Genomic DNA, 18,987 nt, shown 5'->3' on the forward strand with positions numbered 1-18,987 from the left:
GCCAGCCGGGGCGGGTGGGGTCGACGCGCTCGCCGTCGGCCGGGTCGTCGGGGGCCGGCGCGTACGGGTTGCCGAGCGCGACGACTCCGGCCTCGGCGACCTTGTGCATCKGGTGCGTGCGGATGAGGACTTCGACGACCTGGCCGTCCTCGCGGGCGACGGCCGTGTGCAGCGACTGGTACAGGTTGAACTTCGGTACGGCGATGAAGTCCTTGAACTCCGAGACGACCGGCGTCATGCAGGTGTGGAGTTCGCCCAGGACGCCGTAGCAGTCGGCGTCCTCGTTCACCAGCACCAGCAGGCGCCCGAAGTCGGAGCCGCGGAGCCGGGCGCGTTTGCGGGAGACGCGGTGCACGGAGACGAAGTGGCGGGGCCGGATGAGGACTTCGGCCGGGATGTCCGCCTCGCGCAGCACGGTGCGCACCTCGTCGGCGACCTCGGCGAGCGGGTCGTCCGCGCGGGCGGCGTTGCGGACGATCAACTCCCTTGTGTGCGCGTACTCCTCGGGGCGCAGGATCGCGAAGACGAGGTCTTCCAGTTCGGTCTTCAGCGCCTGGACGCCGAGCCGTTCGGCGAGCGGGATCAGCACGTCACGTGTCACCTTGGCGATGCGCTCCTGTTTCTCGGGGCGCATGACGCCGAGGGTGCGCATGTTGTGCAGCCGGTCGGCGAGTTTGATCGACATGACACGGACGTCGTTGCCGGTGGCGACCAGCATCTTGCGGAAGGTCTCGGGCTCGGCGGCGGCGCCGTAGTCGACCTTCTCCAGTTTGGTGACGCCGTCGACGAGGTAGCGGACCTCCTCGCCGAACTGCTCGCCGACCTGGTCGAGCGTCACATCCGTGTCCTCGACGGTGTCGTGGAGCAGGGAGGCGGTCAACGTCGTGGTCTCGGCGCCGAGTTCGGCGAGAATCAGGGTCACGGCGAGCGGATGCGTGATGTACGGCTCGCCGCTCTTGCGCATCTGGCCGCGGTGCGAGGACTCGGCCAGGACGTAGGCACGGCGCAGGGGTTCGAGGTCCGCTTCGGGATGGTGGGCGCGGTGGGCGTCGACGACGTGGCTGATGGCGTCGGGCAGCCGGCCGCGGGCGGCGGGGCCGAGCAGCGCGGCACGGCCGAGACGGCGCAGGTCGATCCGGGGGCGGGCCTTTCTGCGGGGGGCTGTCGGCGTCACCGCTCCTGACACCGCGCCCGGCATCGGGCCTGGGGTCACGGAATTCGTGGCCTCCGCACTCATGGGCACCTCCGGCTGCGTGGACCGGCGGACGGGGTGCCCCAGGGCGGACACGGCTCAGGGGCGGCTTCGTCCCCCGTCCGGGCCGGTGCTTGATGCTACCGAGCCCACCATGCCCGGCCGACCGCCTCTCGCCGAGCGTGAAACTGATCACCCATTCGAGGGACGAATGTGAGGTTTGTACCCCCATGTATCGCGACCTTGACGGCTCCGTTCCCGCCAAGTGGCCGGATCCGTACGGCGATTTCGGGTCGAGAGGCCGACAGCGCGCGGCGCTTTCAGGACGGTCGGCGCCTGCTCACGCGCGCGTGGCGGTGTCCAGCCAGTCCGCGTCGATCTCGCCCTCGGCCACGATCACCGCAGGGCCCGTCATCTCGATCTCGCCGTCGGGCCGCTCGGTGATCACCAGGGTGCCGCCGGGCACGTCCACGGTGTACGTCACCGGGGTACCGGTGGCCGTCGGGTCGGCGCCGTCGCGTCGGGCGGTGGCCACGGCGACCGCGCACGCGCCCGTGCCGCACGAGCGGGTCTCGCCCGCGCCGCGCTCGTGCACGCGCAGCGCGACGTGCCCGGGGCCGCGGTCGACCACGAACTCGACGTTCACACCGTCCGGGTAGGCGGCGGCCGGGCTGAAGGGCGGCGGGGAGAGCAGGTCACCGGCGTGGGACAGATCGTCCACGAAGGCGACCGCGTGCGGGTTGCCCATGTTGACGTTCCGCGCGGGCCAGCTGCGCTCACCGACGCTGACCGTGACGTCACCCTCGGGCAGCACCGCCTTGCCCATGCCGACGGTGACGTCACCGTCCTTGGCGATGTGCACGGTCTTCACGCCCCCGCGAGTGGCGACCGCGAGATCCCCTTCGGCGACGTGTCCGGCGCGCTGGAGGTAGCGCGCGAACACCCGCACGCCGTTGCCGCACATCTCCGCGATCGAGCCGTCGCCGTTGCGGTAGTCCATGAACCACTCCGCCTCGGCCGCCATGCCCTTCGCCTCGGGATGCGCCGCGGACCGCACCACGTGCAGCAGTCCGTCACCGCCGATGCCCGCGCGGCGGTCGCAGAGGGCTGCGACGGCGGCCGGGGGCAGGTCGATGGCGTTCTCGGGGTCCGGGACGATCACGAAGTCGTTCTCGGTGCCGTGGCCCTTGAGGAAGGGGATCCGCGTGCTCATTCCTCGATCGTACGGTCTGCTCCGCGGGTCGGGCCGAAGGAGGGTGCCAGGGGGTTTCGGGCAGTGAGTCGGTGCGGGTCCGTCGTGGCTTGTCGCGCCCACGCGGCGGAGCCGCATATCGACACAGCCCCGCGCCCTTATGGGGCGCGCTTCAGCGGAGCCGTGCTACGCGCCAGACCGCCAGTACGACCACCGCTGCCACCATCACCGCGTACGCGAGGACGACCCGCCAGTCCGGTCTGCAGTCCGAGCCCTTGGCCGGCAGGCCCGGCCAGGTGTGGCCCACGCGGCGGGCGGCGGTCATGCCCCAGCCGGCCGCGCACGAACAGATGAGCAGCCCGAGCATGGCGATCACGGCCCCGCTGTCGCCGAAGTCGAAGGCGAGCGGGAACGCGAACATCAGGGAGCCGAGCGCGGCCAGGCTCACGATGGGCGCGAGCTGCCAGATGCGCAGCCGGCGCTGCGGGCGCAGCTCGACCTCGACCTCGCCCGCGAACATCTCCTCGGGCTCGGGGCCGTCGTCCGTCACACCCTGAGTCTCGTCGGGCCCGTCGGAGCTGAGACGGTCCGACTCCTGCTCCGGTCCGTCCCCGAGCTCGGGGTCGTCCCGGCGCTCCGGTACATCCCGGTGCTCCGGTACATCCCGGTGCTCCGGTACATCCCGGTCGGCGGTGATGTGATCGGTGCCTTGTGCGGTGTCGCGAGGGCCGGCCTCCATCGCCACGCGCCCTCCCAACTAGGACTCAACTCGGTCGATCGAAGCTCGATGATGGCACGCCACCGCAGGCCCGGATGACGGCCTGGGCGTCCCGATGCCATGACGTGATCAGGCTGTAACCGGTCGTTCGACCAAAGACAGCGCGAGCTGCGGAAGTTCTGTGAGATCGGCCGCAGCCCCACTCAACCAGTGCACCCGGGGATCGCGCCTGAACCATGAATCCTGACGGCGCGCGAAGCGCTTGGTGGCACGTACGGTCTCGACCCGCGCGTCCTCCAGGGTGCACTCCCCGGCGAGCGCCGCGAGCACCTGCTGGTAGCCGAGCGCGCGGGAGGCGGTACGCCCCTCGCGCAACCCCCGCGCCTCCAGTGCGCGCACCTCGTCCACGAGTCCGGCCTCCCACATCCGGTCGACCCGGCGCGCGATGCGCTCGTCCAATTCGGGCCGGGCCACGTCGACGCCGATCTGGATCGTGTCGTACACGGAGTCGTGGCCGGGGAGATTGGCGGTGAAGGGCCTGCCGGTGATCTCGATCACCTCCAGGGCCCGGACGACCCGGCGGCCGTTGCTCGGCAGGATCGCCCGCGCGGCCTGGGGGTCGGCGGCGGCCAGACGGGCGTGCAGCGCGCCGGAGCCGCGCAGCGTCAGCTCCTCCTCCAGGCGGGCGCGGACCTCGGGGTCGGTGCCGGGGAACTCCAGGTTGTCGACGGCGCCGCGCACATACAGTCCGGAGCCGCCGACCAGGATCGGCCAGCGGCCCTCGGCGAGCAGGGCCTCGATCCGCTCACGGGCCAGGCGCTGGTACTCGGCGACGGACGCCGTGACGGTCACGTCCCAGATGTCCAGGAGGTGATGGGGGACGCCGCCGCGCTCCTCGGGCGTCAGCTTGGCGGTGCCGATGTCCATCCCTCGGTAGAGCTGCATGGAATCGGCGTTGACGACCTCACCGCCGAGACGCTGGGCCAGGAAGACGCCCAGATCGGACTTTCCGGCCGCAGTTGGTCCGACGACGGCGATGACGCGGGGGGCGGGGGGTGCACTGCTCACGGACCCAGTCTCGCAAACCTCGAACCCTGCTCTCGAACGAGTTACGTGACGCCACGACCGCGGGGTCGTTGCCCGTTGCGAGGTTCCTGCCGCCGGATCGCAGAGGCGGTGGCCCGGGTCGCGCAAACGGACGCACCGGGCGACGCGGGATTTCGCCCGCACGAGTAACGTATGGAGTGGATATGGGCGTTTTTGCACGACTTCTCCGGCGGTCAAAGGCCACGGAGGAGGCGCCTGCCGAGGCTCAGGCCGGCAAGGCGACGGCCGGGACCGAGGCGGAGGAAACGGCAGGGGCAGAGGCGGCGAAGGGGGCTGACGGGGCAGCGGAAGCGGTCGAGTCGGCGACTGCGGCGGCCGAGGTCACGGAGACCGAGGGCGTCGACATCCCGAAGCAGCAGTCCACCGACAAGGCGGCCGACAACGAGGCCGGCGAGGGCGCCCGCACGTGACCGCCCCGCGCGAGGGAAGGTGAACCATGGGTCTCCTGGACAATGTGAAGGCCAAGCTGGGCCCGGCCAAGGGCAAGGTCTCGGACCTCGCGCAGCGGCACGAGGACAAGATCCAGCACGGCCTCGACAAGGCCGCGCAGGTCGTCGACAAGAGGACCAAGGGCAAGTACAGCGACAGGATCCAGTCGGGCACGGGCAAGGCCAAGGGCGCCATGGACCGACTCGCGCACAAGGGCGACAGCGGACCAGCCGCGGGCGGCACGACACCGCCGCCGGGCGGGGGCGGCACCATGCCGTCGGACACGGGCCGTACGGCACCGCCGTCGGACACCGGCCGTACGGCACCGCCGCGGGACGCCGGAGGCACCCCGCCGCCGGACGCACCACCGCCCACTTCCTGAGCGCACATCGACGCGGAAGGGCCTGAACACACATCGGCACACCGAAGGGCACATCGGCGGACGGCCGCGGAGCACGAGGGCTCCCGGCCGTCCGCCGTTTCCCGTGCCGCCGCCGTTTCCCGTACGCGCCGCCGGGGCCGCCCTGCCGCCGGGTCTACGACCAGGTGGCCACGATGTATCCCACCCCGTACGGCGCGTCCTCGTACAGCAGTGATCCTCCGAGGTCCGCGCCCTCGGCCGCGCCCGCCAGAACCTGCCAGGGGGCCCGGCCGGAGGCCTTGAGTTCACGCGCCAGCCCTGTGTCCAGCGTCGTGAGCGCGGCCATGTCCGCCGTGCCGAGTGCGCGCGCGACCTCCGCGTCGAAGGGGGCCGCCCGTTCGTCCAGGTACCCCGGGGCCTTGAGCGTCCGGCACGCGCTGGCGTCACCCATCACCAACAGTGCGACCCGCTCGGATCGTGTGGCGAGGTCCCGCCCGATCCGGGCACACCGCTCGGGCGCGAGCCGGTCCCCCACGCCGAGTCCCTCGACCGGGGCGTCGGACCACCCCGTCCGCTCCAGCAGCCAGGCGGCGACCGCCAGCGAGTACGGCAGCCGCTGGTCCGCGGGCGAGCCCTCGTCGCCCTGTCCCAGCCGTACGCCGAGATCGACGCCGAAGCCCCGGAAGGAGCCCCGCGTGCCCTCCGGATACGTCTCGGGATACATCTCGGGCTCGGCGCTTTCCACCGGCCCGACGACGAGGAGCAGGCCGGGCCGGGCGGCGGCGAGCACGCCCAGCGCGTCCGTGCAGGCGGCCCGCGCGGCGTCCAGCTCCCGAGCGGCGCCCGCGGCGACGTCGGGCACCAGCAGGGGCGGGCAGGGGCAGACAGCGGCGGCGACAAGCATGATCGGCAGCGTAACCCGCGAGCCCTACGGAACAAGCCACGGCCGGAGCCGACCGCAGCCGGGCCCAGCCGCGGTCACGTCCGGGCGCGGCCTCACTCAGATCCGACCACGGCCTCACTCAGGTCCGGCCGCGGCCTCGGCTCGGCTCAGCGGCTCGGCTCAGTCGCAGCCGCAGCCGCTCGCCGCCACCGGGAGCGGCTCGGGGGCGCCGATCTTCGGCAGGCCCAGGAGCACGCCGGCCGACTGGGCCGGCTTGCCCGCCTTCTCGGCGTTGCGCTTCTCCCAGGCGTCGCCCGCGCGCGTGCGGCGCACGTCCAGCACGGGGCCCTCGGCGAGGAGGTGGTGCGGGGCGGCGTAGGTGATCTCGACCGTGACCACGTCGCCGGGGCGGACCTCCTGGTCCGGCTTGGTGAAATGGACGAGGCGGTTGTCGGGGGCGCGGCCGGACAGGCGGTGGGTGCTGTCGTCCTTGCGGCCCTCGCCCTCGGCGACCATCAGCTCCAGCGTGCGGCCGACCTGCTTCTTGTTCTCCTCCCAGGAGATCTCCTCCTGGAGGGCGACGAGACGCTCGTAGCGCTCCTGGACGACCTTCTTGGGGATCTGGCCGTCCATCTCGGCGGCCGGGGTGCCCGGGCGCTTGGAGTACTGGAAGGTGAAGGCCTGGGCGAAGCGGGCCTCGCGCACCACGTGCAGCGTCTGCTCGAAGTCCTCGTCGGTCTCGCCGGGGAAGCCCACGATGATGTCGGTGCTGATGGCCGCGTGCGGGATGGCGGCGCGGACCTTCTCGATGATCCCCAGGTAGCGCTCCTGACGGTAGGAGCGGCGCATGGCCTTCAGGACCGTGTCCGAGCCGGACTGGAGCGGCATGTGCAGCTGCGGCATCACGTTCGGCGTCTCGGCCATGGCGGCGATGACGTCGTCGGTGAAGTCGCGCGGGTGCGGGGACGTGAAGCGGACACGTTCCAGGCCCTCGATCTTCCCGCAGGCGCGCAGCAGCTTGCTGAAGGCCTCGCGGTCGCCGATGTCGGAGCCGTACGCGTTGACGTTCTGCCCGAGCAGCGTGATCTCGGAGACGCCCTCGGCGACCAGGGCCTCGATCTCGGCGAGGATGTCGCCGGGGCGGCGGTCCTTCTCCTTGCCGCGCAGGGCCGGGACGATGCAGAAGGTGCAGGTGTTGTTGCAGCCGACGGAGATGGAGACCCAGGCCGCGTACGCGCTCTCGCGCCGCGTCGGCAGCGTCGAGGGGAACGCCTCCAGCGACTCGGCGATCTCGACCTGCGCCTCCTCCTGCACGCGCGCACGTTCCAGCAAGACCGGCAGCTTGCCGATGTTGTGCGTGCCGAAGACGACGTCCACCCAGGGCGCCTTCTTCACGATCGTGTCGCGGTCCTTCTGCGCCAGACAGCCGCCGACCGCGATCTGCATGCCGGGGCGGGCGGCCTTCTTGGGCGCCAGGTGACCGAGGTTGCCGTAGAGCTTGTTGTCTGCGTTCTCACGCACGGCGCAGGTGTTGAAGACGACGACGTCGGCCTCGTCGGCGCCTTCGGGGGCGCGGACGTAGCCCGCGTCCTCCAGCAGACCGGCCAATCGCTCGGAGTCGTGGACGTTCATCTGGCACCCGTAGGTGCGTACCTCATATGTGCGCGTGCCGCCCACTGACTGGCTCCGGTCGATGCTGCTCATGGGGACAAGGGTAGGCGGTCGCCGGAGGTGGCCCGGTCGCCTGTGGACAACCCGGGGCCCCGGGCTCATGCCTCTATGAGGCCGGCGCGGATCGCGTACCTGGTCAGCTCGAGACGGTCGCGCATGCCGAGCTTCTGGAGGAGGTTGGCGCGGTGGCGTTCGACCGTCTTGGCGCTGATGAAGAGGAGTTCGCCGATCTCCTTGGAGGTGTGGCCCTCGGCGACCAGCTTGAGGATCTCCTCCTCGCGTTCGGTGATGGGCCGTTCCGGCAGGCCGTCGCCCCGGTGCAGCCGCTCCAGGTAGGAACGGACGAGGGCCCGCTCGGCGCCCGGGTAGATGAACGGCTCGTCGCGCACGGCAGCCCGGCAGGCCTCGACCAGGTCGCGGTCGGCGACGGACTTGAGGACGTAGCCGCCGGCTCCGGCTCTGAGCGCCTCGAAGAAGTACTCCTCGTTGTCGTACATCGTCAGGATCAGGATGTGCAGGTCGGGCAGCCGGCGGGAGAGTTCGCGGGCCGCCTGGAGGCCGGTCATCCGGGGCATGGCGACGTCCAGGACGGCCAGGTCGACGTCGGTGTCCCGGGCGCGGGCGACGGCCTCGGCCCCGTCCCCGGCCTCGGCCACGACCGTCAGGTCGGGCTCCCCGTCCAGGATGAGGCGCACGCCCCGGCGTACGAGGGTGTGGTCGTCGGCGAGCAGGACGCGGATCGGGGGCCGGGCGATCGGGGGCGGGGTGGTGGTCGACGGGCTTCCCGGCGTCACCGGTGTGGACATCAGCGTGCTCCTTCCGGCACCGGTATGCGCAGGCGTACGTCGGCGCCCCGGTCGGGGGCGGGTTCGAGGGTGAGGGAGGCGCCGATCAGGAGGGCGCGTTCGCGCATGCCGGTGATGCCGGCGCCSTCCGGGGCGTCGCCGAGGCCCGTGCCGTTGTCGCGTACGAGGAGTTCGACGCCGCCGGGAACCGGCCGGAGGCGGAGTTCGGCACGGTCGGCGCCCGCGTGCCGGGCGGTGTTGGTCAGGGCCTCCTGGGCCACTCGGTAGACGACGAGTTCCGATTCCGGGGTCAGGGCGGGGAGGCCGCCGGTGACGTGGTGGCGCACGGTCAACCCGTGGGTCGTGAACTCGGCGGCGAGCGAGCGCAGGGCGCTGGCCAGGCCGAGTTCCTCCAGGACGCCGGGGCGCAGCCGACGGGCGATACGGCGGATCTCGTCCAGGCCGGCCCGCGTCGCCTCCTGCGCCTGGCCGACCTCCTCGCGCAGGTCCTCGGGCGCCCGGTCCGCGACGCGCTTGAGCTGGAGGAGGACGGCGGTCAGGGTCTGTCCCACTTCGTCGTGGAGCTCCCGGGCGATCCGGTGCCGTTCGCTCTCCTGCGCGGACAGCGCCCGGGCGGCGCCCGCGGCCCGCTCGGCCTCCAGCCGGTCGAGCATCGCGTTGTACGTCGTGATCAGCCCGGCCGTCTCCGCGGGGCCGGCGACCACCGGGCGCGAGCCCGGACGCAGCAGGTCCACGGTGGCCATGGCCCGGTCCAGCCGTTGCAGCGGCCCGAGGCCGAAGCGCAGCACGAGCGCGTTGCCGGCGAGCAGCACCGCCAGGCCGCCGAGCAGGACGAGCGCCTCGCCCGCCAGGACGGGGGTCGACACGGTGACCGGGCCGAGCAGCAACGCGGTGGCCACGACCAGCCCCACCGCGTTGAGCGAGAAGATCCGCCAGAACAGCGACACGTTCCTGGATCCGCCCCTTCCGGCTTTCGCGTATGCCCCGGCCCTCGCGGACGACCCGGCCTTCGCGTATGGCACCGCCCCCTCCACCCTCTCCGGCGACCGGCCGCTGCGTATATCCGTCACGACACCCATGTCGTCACCGTACGGCTGGATGACAGCATGCGGACTTGACTCGTCCGTTGATCGACACCGTTCACCAGACCGACAAGAGCCAGCCGAAACAAGGGGAAGAAACGTGTCAGCTCCGCGCCTGAGGGCGACGCCGCTGCCGGGCATCGGGGTCCAGTACGACCTGGAGACCCGGGAACACCGCCATCTGTCGGTGGTGGCGCACCGCGACGGCACGCGCACGGTGAACGTGTACCGGGCCGACGACCCCGACTCCTGCGCGCAGTCCCTGCGACTGTCCAGCTCGGAGGCGGGTTCGCTGATCGACGCGCTGAAGCCGTCCCACCACAGCCCGAGTCTGCTGTACACCACCGACCTGGGGCTGGTCGCCGAGCGGATCGAGGTGGCCGCGACCTCGCGCTGGAACGGGCGGGTGCTGGGCGACACGCGGATGCGGACGGAGACGGGCGCGTCGGTCGTGGCGGTGCTGCGCCGGGCCGAGGCCATCCCGTCCCCCGCGCCGGACTTCCGGCTGGCGGGCGGTGACACGCTGATCGTCGTCGGCACCCGTGAGGGCGTCGACGCCGCCGCGGCGATACTCGGTCGGGAGTGAGCCTGTGCACTCCGCGGTCCTGCTGATCGAGTTCGGTTCCATCATCCTCGGCCTCGGCCTGCTCGGCCGGTTCGCCGGCCGTTTCCGGCTGTCGCCGATACCGCTGTACCTCCTGGCCGGTCTGGCCTTCGGCGAGGGCGGTCTGCTGCCGCTGGGCGCGAGCGAAGAGTTCGTCGCCACCGGCGCCGAGATCGGCGTCATCCTGCTGCTGTTGATGCTGGGGCTTGAGTACACGGCGAGCGATCTGGTCTCCAACCTCAAGACCCACTACCCGTCCGGTCTGGTCGACTGTGCGCTCAACGCGCTGCCGGGGGCGGCGGTGGCGCTGCTGCTCGGCTGGGGGCCGGTGGCCGCCGTCGTCCTGGCCGGTGTCACCTGGATCTCGTCGTCCGGCGTGATCGCGAAGGTCCTCGGCGATCTGGGCCGGGTCGGCAACCGGGAGACCCCGGTGATCCTCAGCGTGCTCGTGCTGGAGGATCTGGCGATGGCGGTGTACCTGCCCATCGTCACGGCGCTGGTGGCGGGAGCCGGGCTGCTGGCCGGCAGCCTGACCCTGGCGATCGCGCTGGGCGCGGCCGGACTCGTCCTGTTCCTGGCCCTGCGCTACGGGAGGGTCATCTCCCGCTTCGTCTCCAACGACGACCCGGAGAAGCTGCTGCTGGTCGTGCTGGGTCTGACGATCCTGGTCGCGGGTGTGGCACAGCAGCTCCAGGTGTCGGCGGCGGTGGGGGCCTTCCTGGTGGGCATCGCGCTGTCGGGAGAGGTGGCGGAGGGTGCGCACACCCTCCTCAGCCCCCTGCGTGATCTGTTCGCGGCGGTCTTCTTCGTCTTCTTCGGACTGCACACCGACCCGTCCAGCATCCCGCCGGTCCTACTGCCCGCCCTGGGCCTGGCCGTCGTCACGGCCGTGACGAAGATCGCCACCGGCTACTGGGCGGCGCGGCGGGCGGGGATCTCCGTCAAGGGCCGCTGGCGGGCGGGCGGTGCGCTGGTGGCCCGTGGCGAGTTCTCGATCGTCATCGCCGGTCTGGCGGTCTCGGCGGGCATCGAACCGTCTCTCGGCCCCCTGGCCACGGCCTACGTGCTCATCCTGGTCGTCCTGGGCCCCCTCACCGCGCGCTACACGGAGCCCGTGGCCACGTGGTGGAGCCGACGCCGCGAGTCGCCCCGGGGTACGGCGGAGACGGAGACGACGCCCCGGGCCAGGGAGGCGGACGCGCCGGTGGCCGACTGAGGGGCGGCGCCGGGAGGCGAACAGGGGAGCTGCCGTCGGCCCGGGCGGTCGTCAGCCGTCGGCCAGGGGAGCCACCGGGCAGCCGCCAAGCGCCGGACAGAGGCGCCACCGCTCGCCCGGGCTGACACCAGGCACCGGACAACGGCGCCACCGCTCACCCGGCGGCCGTCAGACCTCGGCCAAGGGAACCACCCGCTCCCCCGGCAGCCGCCAAGCGCCGGACGAGGTGAGCCACCGCCCCGCACGGCGGCTCAGGCGCCCGCGCCCGGCTCCCACCCCTGCTTCCGCAGCACCCCCGTCACATCCGGTGCCTCATAGTGCTCCCCCTTGAGCACCTTCCCGTCCTCGCGGCGGGAGACGGAGCCGTCGGGGCCGATCTTGGTCATGTTGGAGCGGTGGATCTCGGCCAGTACCGCGTCGAGGTCTATGCCGTGGACCAGGGCGGTGCCGTAGGCGACGTAGACGACGTCGGCGAGTTCGTGGGCGAGCCGGTCGAGCGGGCCCGTCACCGACACCTCGGCGACCTCCGCGGCCTCCTCCGCGAGGAGTTCACCGCGGTGGGCGGCGAGTTCCGGGGACACCTCCGTCGGGGTACTGCGGGCGTCCAGGCCGAAGGCGAGGTGGAATTCACGGACCAGGTCTGCGGGCGACGAACTCATGGTGGCGACTGTAGTGGCCGCCACTGACACTCCCCTCGCCCCGTATCCGGCCCCATGCCGTGAGCCCGCCCCTGGTCAGCGGGGCACCACGGCTGGCAGGATCTCGCGCATGCCCAAGACGTTCCCCCCTCTCGGCAGGCGCCGGGCCCTTCAGGGCGGCGCCGCCTCCCTCGTGGTCCTCGGGCTGCTGCTGTGGTGGCTACGCCCCTGGGCCGAGGAGCCTCCGAGCGGGACGATCAGGTTCAGCACGGGCACCCAGGCGGGCGTCTACCACGAGTACGGCAAACTCCTGCGCACCGAGATCGACAAGGACATGCCCGATCTGAAGGTGCGGTTGCTGACCAGTGCCGGTTCGCAGGAGAACGTCGCGGACGTGGCGACGGGCAAGGCCGACTTCGCGATCGCCGCGGCCGACGCGGTCGCCACGTACAAGCTCGACAACAGCACGGGCGCCGACCGGCTGCGCGGTGTCGCGCGCCTGTACGACGACTACGCCCAGCTCGTCGTACCACCGGACTCGGACATCCGCTCCGTCGCGGACCTGCGCGGCAAGCGCGTGGCCATAGGGCTGCCGAACTCCGGCGTACGGCTGATCGCCAACGGCGTGCTCAGGGCGGCCGGGATCGACCCGGAGAAGGACATCGAGCCGTCGTCGGACGGCATCGACACCGGACCCAGACGGCTGGGACACGGCCTCGACGCGTTCTTCTGGTCGGGCGGACTGCCCACGGACGGGCTCAGCCGGCTGGCCAAGAAGTCGGCGTCGGCCTTCCGCTTCGTGCCGATCGACGTCGGCCTCGTGGCCAAGCTGCACGACCAGGGCGGTGCCACGCGCTACTACCGCGCCACCAAGATGCCAGAGTCGGCCTACCCCACCATCCAGCGCGGCGACCCGGTCCCCACCCTGGCGGTGTCCAACCTGCTGGTCACGCGCAACGACATGGACCCCCGGCTCACCGAGTGGCTGACCCGTACGGTGATCGACAGCCGGGACGGCATCGGCGCGACCGTCCACTCCGCCCAGCTCGTCGACGTCCGCACGGCGATCTACACGGACCCGCTCAAGCTGCACGAGGGGGCCCGGCGCTACTACCGGTCCGTCAAGCCATAGCCGCGCCGGCCCGCCCTCGACTTCGCTGCGCAGACACCGCCCTCGACTTCGCTACGCCGGCCCCGCCGTCGACTTCGCTACGCCGGTCCGACCCTTGGCACCGTCACCGTCACCTTCAGCCCGTGCGGCTCATGATGGTCGTACGCGATCGAGCCGCCGCCCGCCGCGAGCAGCGCCCGCGAGATGGACAGTCCGAGGCCGGAGCCCTTGATGTTCTGGTGGCGGCTGCTGCGCCAGAAGCGGTCGCCGATGCGGGCCAGTTCCTCGTCGGTGAGGCCGGGGCCCTCGTCGGTGACGACAACGGTGGAGGTGTCGCCGTTGGAGGCGACCGTCACCTCGACGGTCCGGCCCTCCGGCGTGAACTTCACCGCGTTGTCGATGACACCGTCCAGCGCGCTGGACAGCGCCACCGGGTCGGCCCACGCGGTCGTCGGCGGGCAGTCGCCCACCAGGTGTACGCCCTTGGCCTCGGCGGTCGGGGACCAGGCCGCGACCCGTTCGGCGGCGAGCTCGCCGATGTCGGTGATCTTCAGATCGGCCTCGGTGTGCTCGGCCAGCGCCAGGTCGAGCAGATCGTCCAGAACCTGCGCGAGGCGCTTGCCCTCGGCCTGGACCGAGGCGATCTCCTTGTTGCCCTCGGGCAGTTCGAAGGAGAGCAGCTCGATGCGCAGCAGCAGCGCCGCGAGCGGGTTGCGCAGCTGATGCGAGGCGTCGGCGACGAAGGCGCGCTGCTGCTCCAGCACGTCCTCGACGTTGTCCGCCATCTCGTTGAACGACCGGGCCAGACGCCTGAGTTCCGGCGGACCGCCGGCGGCGGCGACCCGGGACTTCAGCCGCCCCGTGGCGATGTCGTGGGTGGTGGCGTCCAGCACCCGTACGGGCTTGAGCACCCAGCCGGTCAGCCGCAGGGCCGCCCCGACGGCCAGCAGCATCGCGGCGAACTCGCCCGCGCCGATGACCAGCCAGCCGTGCAGCGTGCGGGAGCGCAGCTGCCCGGTGGGCGAGTCGGTGACGACGACCGCGACGACGTCACCGTCCCGGATCACCGGCGAGGCGACCACGAGGTTGCCCCGCTGCCAGGGCCACACCTGCCGCGGGTCGTGGCTGCGGCGGCTGAGCAACGCCTCGTCGAAGGCGTCACGCACCTCGCCCTGCTCCGGCAGGGACCACCGGGCGGGTGCGTGGGCCATGGCACGGCCGCTGCGGTAGAAGACACCGGCCCGGATGCCGTAGACCTTGTAGTAGCTGTCGAGTTCGCTGCTGAGCGTGGCCAGGCGCTCGTTCTCGAACGCGCTGGCGGTCCCGGTGGGCGAGTCGGTGACGAACTGGGCGAGAGCCGCGAAGCGTGCCGTGTCGTCGATCCGGTCGACGACGACCTTCTGCTGCTGGGCGCCGGCCAGGCTGACCGCGAGCGGGACGCCGAGCGCGAGCAGTACGGCCGCCATCAGGATGATCAGCAGCGGGAGCAGACGAGTGCGCACCCGGCCCCGCTACCCGGCAGGCGCGACGAGCCGGTAGCCGACTCCGCGTACGGTCTCGATGAGGGCCGGCATGCGCAGCTTGGCGCGCAGGGACGCGACGTGCACCTCCAGGGTGCGCCCGGTCCCCTCCCAGCTGGTCTGCCACACCTCGCTGATGATCTGCTCCCGGCGGAAGACCACCCCGGGCCGCTGCGCGAGCAGGGCCAGGAGGTCGAACTCCTTGCGGGTCAGCTGGATGACGGTTCCGTCCACGCTGACCCGGCGCGTGGGCAGCTCGATGTGCACCGGGCCGAGGCGCAGTTCCGTCTCGATGCCGCTGGAGGTGTCCTCGTGGGAGGTGCGCCGGCTCACGGCGTGGATGCGGGCGAGCAGTTCCCCGGTGTCGTACGGCTTCACCACGTAGTCGTCGGCGCCGAGATTGAGGCCGTGGATGCGGGAGCGCACGTCGGAGCGGGCGGTGACCATGATCACCGGCGTGCTGGTGCGCTTGCGGATCTTGCCGCAGACCTCGTATCCGTCCTGGTCGGGCAGGCCGAGGTCGAGCAGGACGACACCGAAGCCGTCGACCTCCGGGACCAGCGCCTGAAGGGCCTCCTCGCCGCTGCGCGCGTGCGTGACGTCGAACCCGTGCCGCGCCAGAACCGCCGACAGGGCGGCGGCGACATGGTTGTCGTCCTCGACGAGCAGCAGTCTCATCCGGGCCCCCTTCGGTTCACTGGTCGTACGATCTGGATGTGTACAAAAAAGCGTGCACGCGCGCGCGTGCACCCTGTGCAGTCACGCTGATGAATGAGGACGGCGTCAAGAGGGTTCCGGTTGCGGAGAGCTTCCGTTACCCGGCCGATATGAGCGCTGCTCACAAGTGCTACGACACGTGTCCGATTGCTATCGGATCGTGATGCTCAGATTCCCCTCAGATGTAATGACGCAGGTCGTAGAGGGTTACTACTGTCCTCCGAAACCGAGGAGGACGGAGCCTGAGAGCGATGACCGAAGTATCGGTGGCCAAGGAAGATGTGGCCGCGACCGGAGAACTGGTCGTCCTGAAGAGCGTCAACAAGCACTTCGGCGCGTTGCACGTACTCCAGGACATCGACCTGACGATCGCCCGCGGCGAAGTCGTCGTGGTCATCGGGCCCTCCGGGTCCGGCAAGTCCACCCTGTGCCGCACCATCAACCGCCTGGAGACGATCGACTCCGGCACGATCGAGATCGACGGCAAGCCGCTGCCCGCCGAGGGCAAGGGACTCGCCCGGCTCCGGGCCGACGTCGGGATGGTCTTCCAGTCCTTCAACCTCTTCGCGCACAAGACGGTGCTCGAGAACGTGACGCTCGGCCAGGTCAAGGTCCGCAAGAAGGACAAGCAGGCGGCCGAGGAGCGGGCCCGGGCCCTGCTCGACCGGGTCGGCGTGGCCGCGCAGGCCGAGAAGTACCCGGCACAGCTCTCCGGCGGCCAGCAGCAGCGCGTCGCGATCGCGCGGGCGCTGGCCATGGAGCCGAAGGTCATGCTCTTCGACGAGCCGACCTCCGCGCTCGACCCCGAGATGATCAACGAGGTGCTGGAGGTCATGCAGCAGCTCGCCCGCGACGGCATGACCATGATCGTCGTCACCCATGAGATGGGTTTCGCACGATCGGCTGCAAACCGCGTGGTGTTCATGGCAGACGGCCGAATCGTCGAGGAGGCTGCGCCCGACCAGTTCTTCAGCAATCCGCGCAGCGACCGTGCCAAGGACTTCCTGTCGAAGATCCTGCACCACTGACGGCGCACGTCGCGCGCGACGCGACTGCGTCACCACCCTTGACGGCCCGCATCTCTTCACAAGCCAAAGGATGTTCACCATGAAGCTCCGCAAGGTCACCGCCGCCTCGGCCACCGTCTTCGCCCTCGCCCTCACCGCCACCGCGTGCGGCGGCGACAACGGCGGCGGCGACTCCAACTCCGGCTCCGGTGGTGGCAAGACGATCACCGTCGGCATCAAGTACGACCAGCCCGGCCTCGGCCAGAAGACGCCGCAGGGCTACGCCGGCTTCGACGTCGACGTCGCCACGTACGTCGCGAAGAAGCTCGGTTACAACGCGGACCAGATCGAGTGGAAGGAAGCGAAGAGCGCCGACCGCGAAACCATGCTCCAGCGTGGTGACGTCGACTTCATCGCCGCGACCTACTCGATCACCCCGGAGCGCCAGGAGAAGGTCGACTTCGCCGGCCCGTACCTGCTGGCCCACCAGGATGTGCTGGTCCGCGCCGACGACAACTCGATCAAGTCGCCGGCGGACCTCAACAACAAGAAGCTGTGCTCGGTCGCCGGCTCCACCTCGGCGCAGAACGTCAAGGAGAAGCTGGCCCCCAAGGCGGACCTTCAGACGTACCCGACCTACTCGGCGTGTCTGAGTGGTCTCCAGAACAAGGCCATCGACGCCCTGACCACCGACGACTCGATCCTCGCCGGTTATGCCGCCCAGGCCCAGTTCAAGGGCAAGTTCAAGCTCGGCGGCTTCAAGATGACCAACGAGAACTACGGCATCGGCATCAAGAAGGGCAGTGACCTCAAGGCCGACATCAACAAGGCCCTCGAGGACATGGTCGCCGACGGCTCCTGGCAGAAGGCCGTGGACAAGAACCTCGGCCCGGCCAACTACAAGAACGAGCCCGCTCCGAAGATCGGCGACATCAAGAGCTGACGCAACAGCTGAGGCACCAACGCCTGACAGGTGCGCCGCCCCCCGGGGCGGCGCACCGGGGCATCCCTACACGCGGAAGCGCGGGAGATCGTGTTCGACTTTCTTGAAGGTTACGACCTGCTGGGAGCCTTCTGGACAACGGTCCAGCTCGCTCTGCTCTCAGCCGTCGGCTCCTTGGTCTGGGGCACCCTGCTGGCCGCCATGCGTGTCGGCCCGGTGCCGCTGATGCGCGGCTTCGGGACCGCCTACGTCAACCTCGTGCGGAACATCCCGCTGACCGTGATCATCCTGTTCACCTCGCTGGGCCTGTACCAGACTCTGAACGTCAGCCTGGGCGCAGAGGGCACCGAGGCGGTCAACTTCCGGCTTGCCGTGCTCGGTCTGATCGTCTACACCTCGGCCTTCGTGTGCGAGGCGGTGCGGTCCGGCATCAACACGGTGCCGGTCGGGCAGGCGGAGGCGGCCCGGGCGATCGGCCTCAGCTTCTCGCAGGTGCTGTGGCTGGTCGTGCTGCCGCAGGCGTTCCGCTCGGCGGTCGGCCCGCTGACGAACGTACTGATCGCGTTGACGAAGAACACCACGGTGGCCGCGGCGATCGGTGTCGCCGAAGCGGCGTTCCTCATGAAGGAGATGATCGAGAACGAGGCCCAGCTGCTCCTGATCTCCGCGATCTTCGCCTTCGGTTTCGTGGTGCTGACGCTGCCGACCGGTCTGATCCTCGGCTGGGTGGGCAAGAAGGTGGCGGTGAAGCGATGAGTTCCCTTCTCTACGACGCGCAGGGGCCCCGCGCCAAGCGGCGCAACGTCCTGTTCACGGTGGTCTTCCTGGTCGCCCTGGTGGCCCTGCTGTGGTGGGTGTACCGGACCCTTGACGAAAAGGGCCAGCTCGCGTGGCCGCTGTGGGAGCCCTTCTTCACCGGCACCGAGGCCTGGTCGACGTACATTTGGCCCGGCTTGCAGAACACGCTGAAGGCCGCTGCGCTCGCCATGATCATCGCGCTTCCGCTCGGCGCTGTCTTCGGTATCGCCCGGCTGTCGGAGCACGCCTGGATCCGGGTGCCGGCCGCGACCGTCGTCGAGTTCTTCCGGGCCATCCCCGTGCTGATCCTGATGATCTTCGGGAACGCCCTGTTCGCCGAGTACACCAACGTCCCCTCCGACGACCGCCCGCTGTACGCGGTCGTCACGGGCCTGGTGCTGTACAACGCCTCGGTCCTCGCGGAGATCGTCCGGGCGGGCATCCTCTCCCTGCCCAAGGGCCAGTCCGAGGCGGCCATGGCGATCGGCCTGCGCAAGAACCAGGAAATGCGGCTCGTCCTGCTGCCGCAGGCGGTCACCGCGATGCTGCCTGCCATCGTCAGCCAGATGGTCGTGATCGTGAAGGACACCGCCCTCGGCGGCGCGGTCCTCACCTTCCCCGAGCTTCTCGCCTCGGCGAACACGATGAGCGGCTACTACGGCGCCAACGTCATCGCCAGCTTCACGGTCGTGTCCGTGCTCTTCATCGCGCTCAACTTCGCCCTCACGTCGTTCGCGAGCTGGCTGGAGCGCCGGCTGCGGCGGGCCAAGAAGTCGACGGGTGCTGTCGTGGGCGTGGACGACGCGGAGATCGCCGGTACAGCCGGGACCGGCGCCGGAGGCACCATCTGACACTCGGTCAACCCACATGACACACTCAGGGGCAGTGGCATGATCGCCACTGCCCCTCGTCACTTGACGCAAGCACCGGCAATGGGTTGCATACGTTCTGTGATCGTGCACCCTGCTCCAACTTCCTGTTCACCTACGTCT

General features: G+C 70.6%; 20 protein-coding genes. 9 read left to right on the plus strand and 11 right to left on the minus strand.

The window, feature by feature from the left end:
* From CA983_RS10600 to miaA, 4 genes are all read right to left on the minus strand, one after another.
* Nucleotides 1-1,237, minus strand: a 1,237-nt coding sequence (locus CA983_RS10600) for an HD domain-containing protein (RefSeq protein WP_143645475.1), incomplete at its 3' end; no start/stop codon positions are given.
* A 295-nt stretch (nt 1,238-1,532) separates the two neighbouring features.
* The gene (gene dapF, locus CA983_RS10605) at nt 1,533-2,405 is read right to left on the minus strand and encodes a diaminopimelate epimerase (RefSeq protein ID WP_086600628.1); all 873 of its coding nucleotides are present in this window, start codon (nt 2,403-2,405) and stop codon (nt 1,533-1,535) included.
* A 151-nt stretch (nt 2,406-2,556) separates the two neighbouring features.
* On the minus strand, nt 2,557-3,123 hold the full coding sequence (locus CA983_RS10610) for a hypothetical protein (RefSeq protein WP_086600629.1): 567 nt from the start codon (nt 3,121-3,123) through the stop codon (nt 2,557-2,559).
* A 108-nt stretch (nt 3,124-3,231) separates the two neighbouring features.
* A complete protein-coding gene (gene miaA / locus CA983_RS10615; protein WP_086600630.1) occupies nt 3,232-4,170 on the minus strand; it encodes a tRNA (adenosine(37)-N6)-dimethylallyltransferase MiaA in 939 nt (312 codons plus the stop codon).
* Nucleotides 4,171-4,352: 182 nt separating this feature from the next.
* Here miaA and CA983_RS10620 point away from each other — a divergent pair, with 182 nt between their 5' ends.
* Both CA983_RS10620 and CA983_RS10625 read left to right on the plus strand, forming a co-directional pair.
* The gene (locus CA983_RS10620; protein WP_086600631.1) at nt 4,353-4,619 is read left to right on the plus strand and encodes a hypothetical protein; all 267 of its coding nucleotides are present in this window, start codon (nt 4,353-4,355) and stop codon (nt 4,617-4,619) included.
* A gap of 26 nt (nt 4,620-4,645) precedes the next feature.
* On the plus strand, nt 4,646-5,020 hold the full coding sequence (locus CA983_RS10625; protein WP_086600632.1) for an antitoxin: 375 nt from the start codon (nt 4,646-4,648) through the stop codon (nt 5,018-5,020).
* A gap of 154 nt (nt 5,021-5,174) precedes the next feature.
* On the opposite strand, the gene CA983_RS10630 is transcribed toward CA983_RS10625, so the two are convergent.
* The 4 genes from CA983_RS10630 to CA983_RS10645 all read right to left on the minus strand — a co-directional run bounded on the left by CA983_RS10630 (nt 5,175) and on the right by CA983_RS10645 (nt 9,306).
* Nucleotides 5,175-5,903, minus strand: coding sequence for a class III extradiol dioxygenase subunit B-like domain-containing protein (locus CA983_RS10630; protein ID WP_086600633.1), 729 nt, complete (start codon nt 5,901-5,903; stop codon nt 5,175-5,177).
* Nucleotides 5,904-6,062: 159 nt separating this feature from the next.
* Nucleotides 6,063-7,586 (minus strand): tRNA (N6-isopentenyl adenosine(37)-C2)-methylthiotransferase MiaB, encoded by a 1,524-nt coding sequence (gene miaB / locus CA983_RS10635; RefSeq protein WP_086600634.1) that lies wholly within the window; start codon nt 7,584-7,586, stop codon nt 6,063-6,065.
* Nucleotides 7,587-7,651: 65 nt separating this feature from the next.
* Nucleotides 7,652-8,359, minus strand: coding sequence for a response regulator (locus tag CA983_RS10640; RefSeq protein ID WP_086600635.1), 708 nt, complete (start codon nt 8,357-8,359; stop codon nt 7,652-7,654).
* Nucleotides 8,359-9,306, minus strand: a complete 948-nt coding sequence (locus CA983_RS10645; protein ID WP_107500220.1) for a sensor histidine kinase — start codon at nt 9,304-9,306, stop codon at nt 8,359-8,361. Before CA983_RS10645 ends, CA983_RS10640 begins: the two co-directional genes overlap by 1 nt.
* A 235-nt stretch (nt 9,307-9,541) precedes the next feature.
* Between CA983_RS10645 and CA983_RS10650 the strand changes: the two genes are divergently transcribed.
* Nucleotides 9,542-10,027, plus strand: a complete 486-nt coding sequence (locus CA983_RS10650) for a cation:proton antiporter regulatory subunit (RefSeq protein WP_086600637.1) — start codon at nt 9,542-9,544, stop codon at nt 10,025-10,027.
* A gap of 4 nt (nt 10,028-10,031) precedes the next feature.
* Complete coding sequence (locus CA983_RS10655; RefSeq protein WP_086600638.1) at nt 10,032-11,261, plus strand: cation:proton antiporter; 1,230 nt, start codon at nt 10,032-10,034, stop codon at nt 11,259-11,261.
* Nucleotides 11,262-11,512: 251 nt separating this feature from the next.
* Here CA983_RS10655 and CA983_RS10660 read toward each other — a convergent pair whose 3' ends face one another.
* Complete coding sequence (locus tag CA983_RS10660) at nt 11,513-11,920, minus strand: pyrophosphohydrolase domain-containing protein (RefSeq protein WP_086600639.1); 408 nt, start codon at nt 11,918-11,920, stop codon at nt 11,513-11,515.
* A gap of 109 nt (nt 11,921-12,029) precedes the next feature.
* On the opposite strand from CA983_RS10660, the gene CA983_RS10665 reads away from it, so the two are divergent.
* Nucleotides 12,030-13,031: a TAXI family TRAP transporter solute-binding subunit gene (locus tag CA983_RS10665; RefSeq protein ID WP_086600640.1), complete on the plus strand. Its 1,002-nt coding sequence runs from the start codon at nt 12,030-12,032 to the stop codon at nt 13,029-13,031.
* A gap of 77 nt (nt 13,032-13,108) precedes the next feature.
* On the opposite strand, the gene CA983_RS10670 is transcribed toward CA983_RS10665, so the two are convergent.
* Nucleotides 13,109-14,512: a sensor histidine kinase gene (locus CA983_RS10670; RefSeq protein ID WP_086600641.1), complete on the minus strand. Its 1,404-nt coding sequence runs from the start codon at nt 14,510-14,512 to the stop codon at nt 13,109-13,111.
* Nucleotides 14,513-14,521: 9 nt separating this feature from the next.
* Nucleotides 14,522-15,208 carry a response regulator transcription factor gene (locus CA983_RS10675; RefSeq protein WP_059424221.1) on the minus strand — a complete coding sequence of 229 codons (687 nt, stop codon included), beginning with the start codon at nt 15,206-15,208 and terminating at the stop codon, nt 14,522-14,524.
* Between the two features lie 290 nt (nt 15,209-15,498).
* On the opposite strand from CA983_RS10675, the gene CA983_RS10680 reads away from it, so the two are divergent.
* The 4 genes from CA983_RS10680 (at nt 15,499) to CA983_RS10695 (ending at nt 18,846) form a co-directional block, all read left to right on the plus strand.
* The gene (locus CA983_RS10680; protein ID WP_086600642.1) at nt 15,499-16,275 is read left to right on the plus strand and encodes an amino acid ABC transporter ATP-binding protein; all 777 of its coding nucleotides are present in this window, start codon (nt 15,499-15,501) and stop codon (nt 16,273-16,275) included.
* Between the two features lie 79 nt (nt 16,276-16,354).
* Nucleotides 16,355-17,197 carry a glutamate ABC transporter substrate-binding protein gene (locus CA983_RS10685; RefSeq protein ID WP_086600643.1) on the plus strand — a complete coding sequence of 281 codons (843 nt, stop codon included), beginning with the start codon at nt 16,355-16,357 and terminating at the stop codon, nt 17,195-17,197.
* Nucleotides 17,198-17,287: 90 nt separating this feature from the next.
* Nucleotides 17,288-17,953: an amino acid ABC transporter permease gene (locus tag CA983_RS10690; protein WP_086600644.1), complete on the plus strand. Its 666-nt coding sequence runs from the start codon at nt 17,288-17,290 to the stop codon at nt 17,951-17,953.
* Nucleotides 17,950-18,846, plus strand: coding sequence for an amino acid ABC transporter permease (locus tag CA983_RS10695; RefSeq protein ID WP_086600645.1), 897 nt, complete (start codon nt 17,950-17,952; stop codon nt 18,844-18,846). Before CA983_RS10690 ends, CA983_RS10695 begins: the two co-directional genes overlap by 4 nt.
* The last annotated feature ends 141 nt before the right edge of the window (nt 18,847-18,987 follow it).

The organism is Streptomyces swartbergensis (genome assembly GCF_002148965.1).
GTDB lineage: Bacteria > Actinomycetota > Actinomycetes > Streptomycetales > Streptomycetaceae > Streptomyces > Streptomyces swartbergensis.

Coding starts and splice junctions, on each gene's coding strand:
- CA983_RS10630 (WP_086600633.1), bottom strand. CDS start 5,903: ATGCTTGTCGCCGCCGCTGTCTGCCCCTGCCCGCCCCTGCTGGTGCCC.
- CA983_RS10695 (WP_086600645.1), top strand. CDS start 17,950: ATGAGTTCCCTTCTCTACGACGCGCAGGGGCCCCGCGCCAAGCGGCGC.
- CA983_RS10675 (WP_059424221.1), bottom strand. CDS start 15,208: ATGAGACTGCTGCTCGTCGAGGACGACAACCATGTCGCCGCCGCCCTG.
- miaB (WP_086600634.1), bottom strand. CDS start 7,586: ATGAGCAGCATCGACCGGAGCCAGTCAGTGGGCGGCACGCGCACATAT.
- CA983_RS10665 (WP_086600640.1), top strand. CDS start 12,030: ATGCCCAAGACGTTCCCCCCTCTCGGCAGGCGCCGGGCCCTTCAGGGC.
- CA983_RS10680 (WP_086600642.1), top strand. CDS start 15,499: ATGACCGAAGTATCGGTGGCCAAGGAAGATGTGGCCGCGACCGGAGAA.
- CA983_RS10620 (WP_086600631.1), top strand. CDS start 4,353: ATGGGCGTTTTTGCACGACTTCTCCGGCGGTCAAAGGCCACGGAGGAG.
- CA983_RS10660 (WP_086600639.1), bottom strand. CDS start 11,920: ATGAGTTCGTCGCCCGCAGACCTGGTCCGTGAATTCCACCTCGCCTTC.
- CA983_RS10640 (WP_086600635.1), bottom strand. CDS start 8,359: ATGTCCACACCGGTGACGCCGGGAAGCCCGTCGACCACCACCCCGCCC.
- CA983_RS10610 (WP_086600629.1), bottom strand. CDS start 3,123: ATGGAGGCCGGCCCTCGCGACACCGCACAAGGCACCGATCACATCACC.
- dapF (WP_086600628.1), bottom strand. CDS start 2,405: ATGAGCACGCGGATCCCCTTCCTCAAGGGCCACGGCACCGAGAACGAC.
- CA983_RS10625 (WP_086600632.1), top strand. CDS start 4,646: ATGGGTCTCCTGGACAATGTGAAGGCCAAGCTGGGCCCGGCCAAGGGC.
- CA983_RS10685 (WP_086600643.1), top strand. CDS start 16,355: ATGAAGCTCCGCAAGGTCACCGCCGCCTCGGCCACCGTCTTCGCCCTC.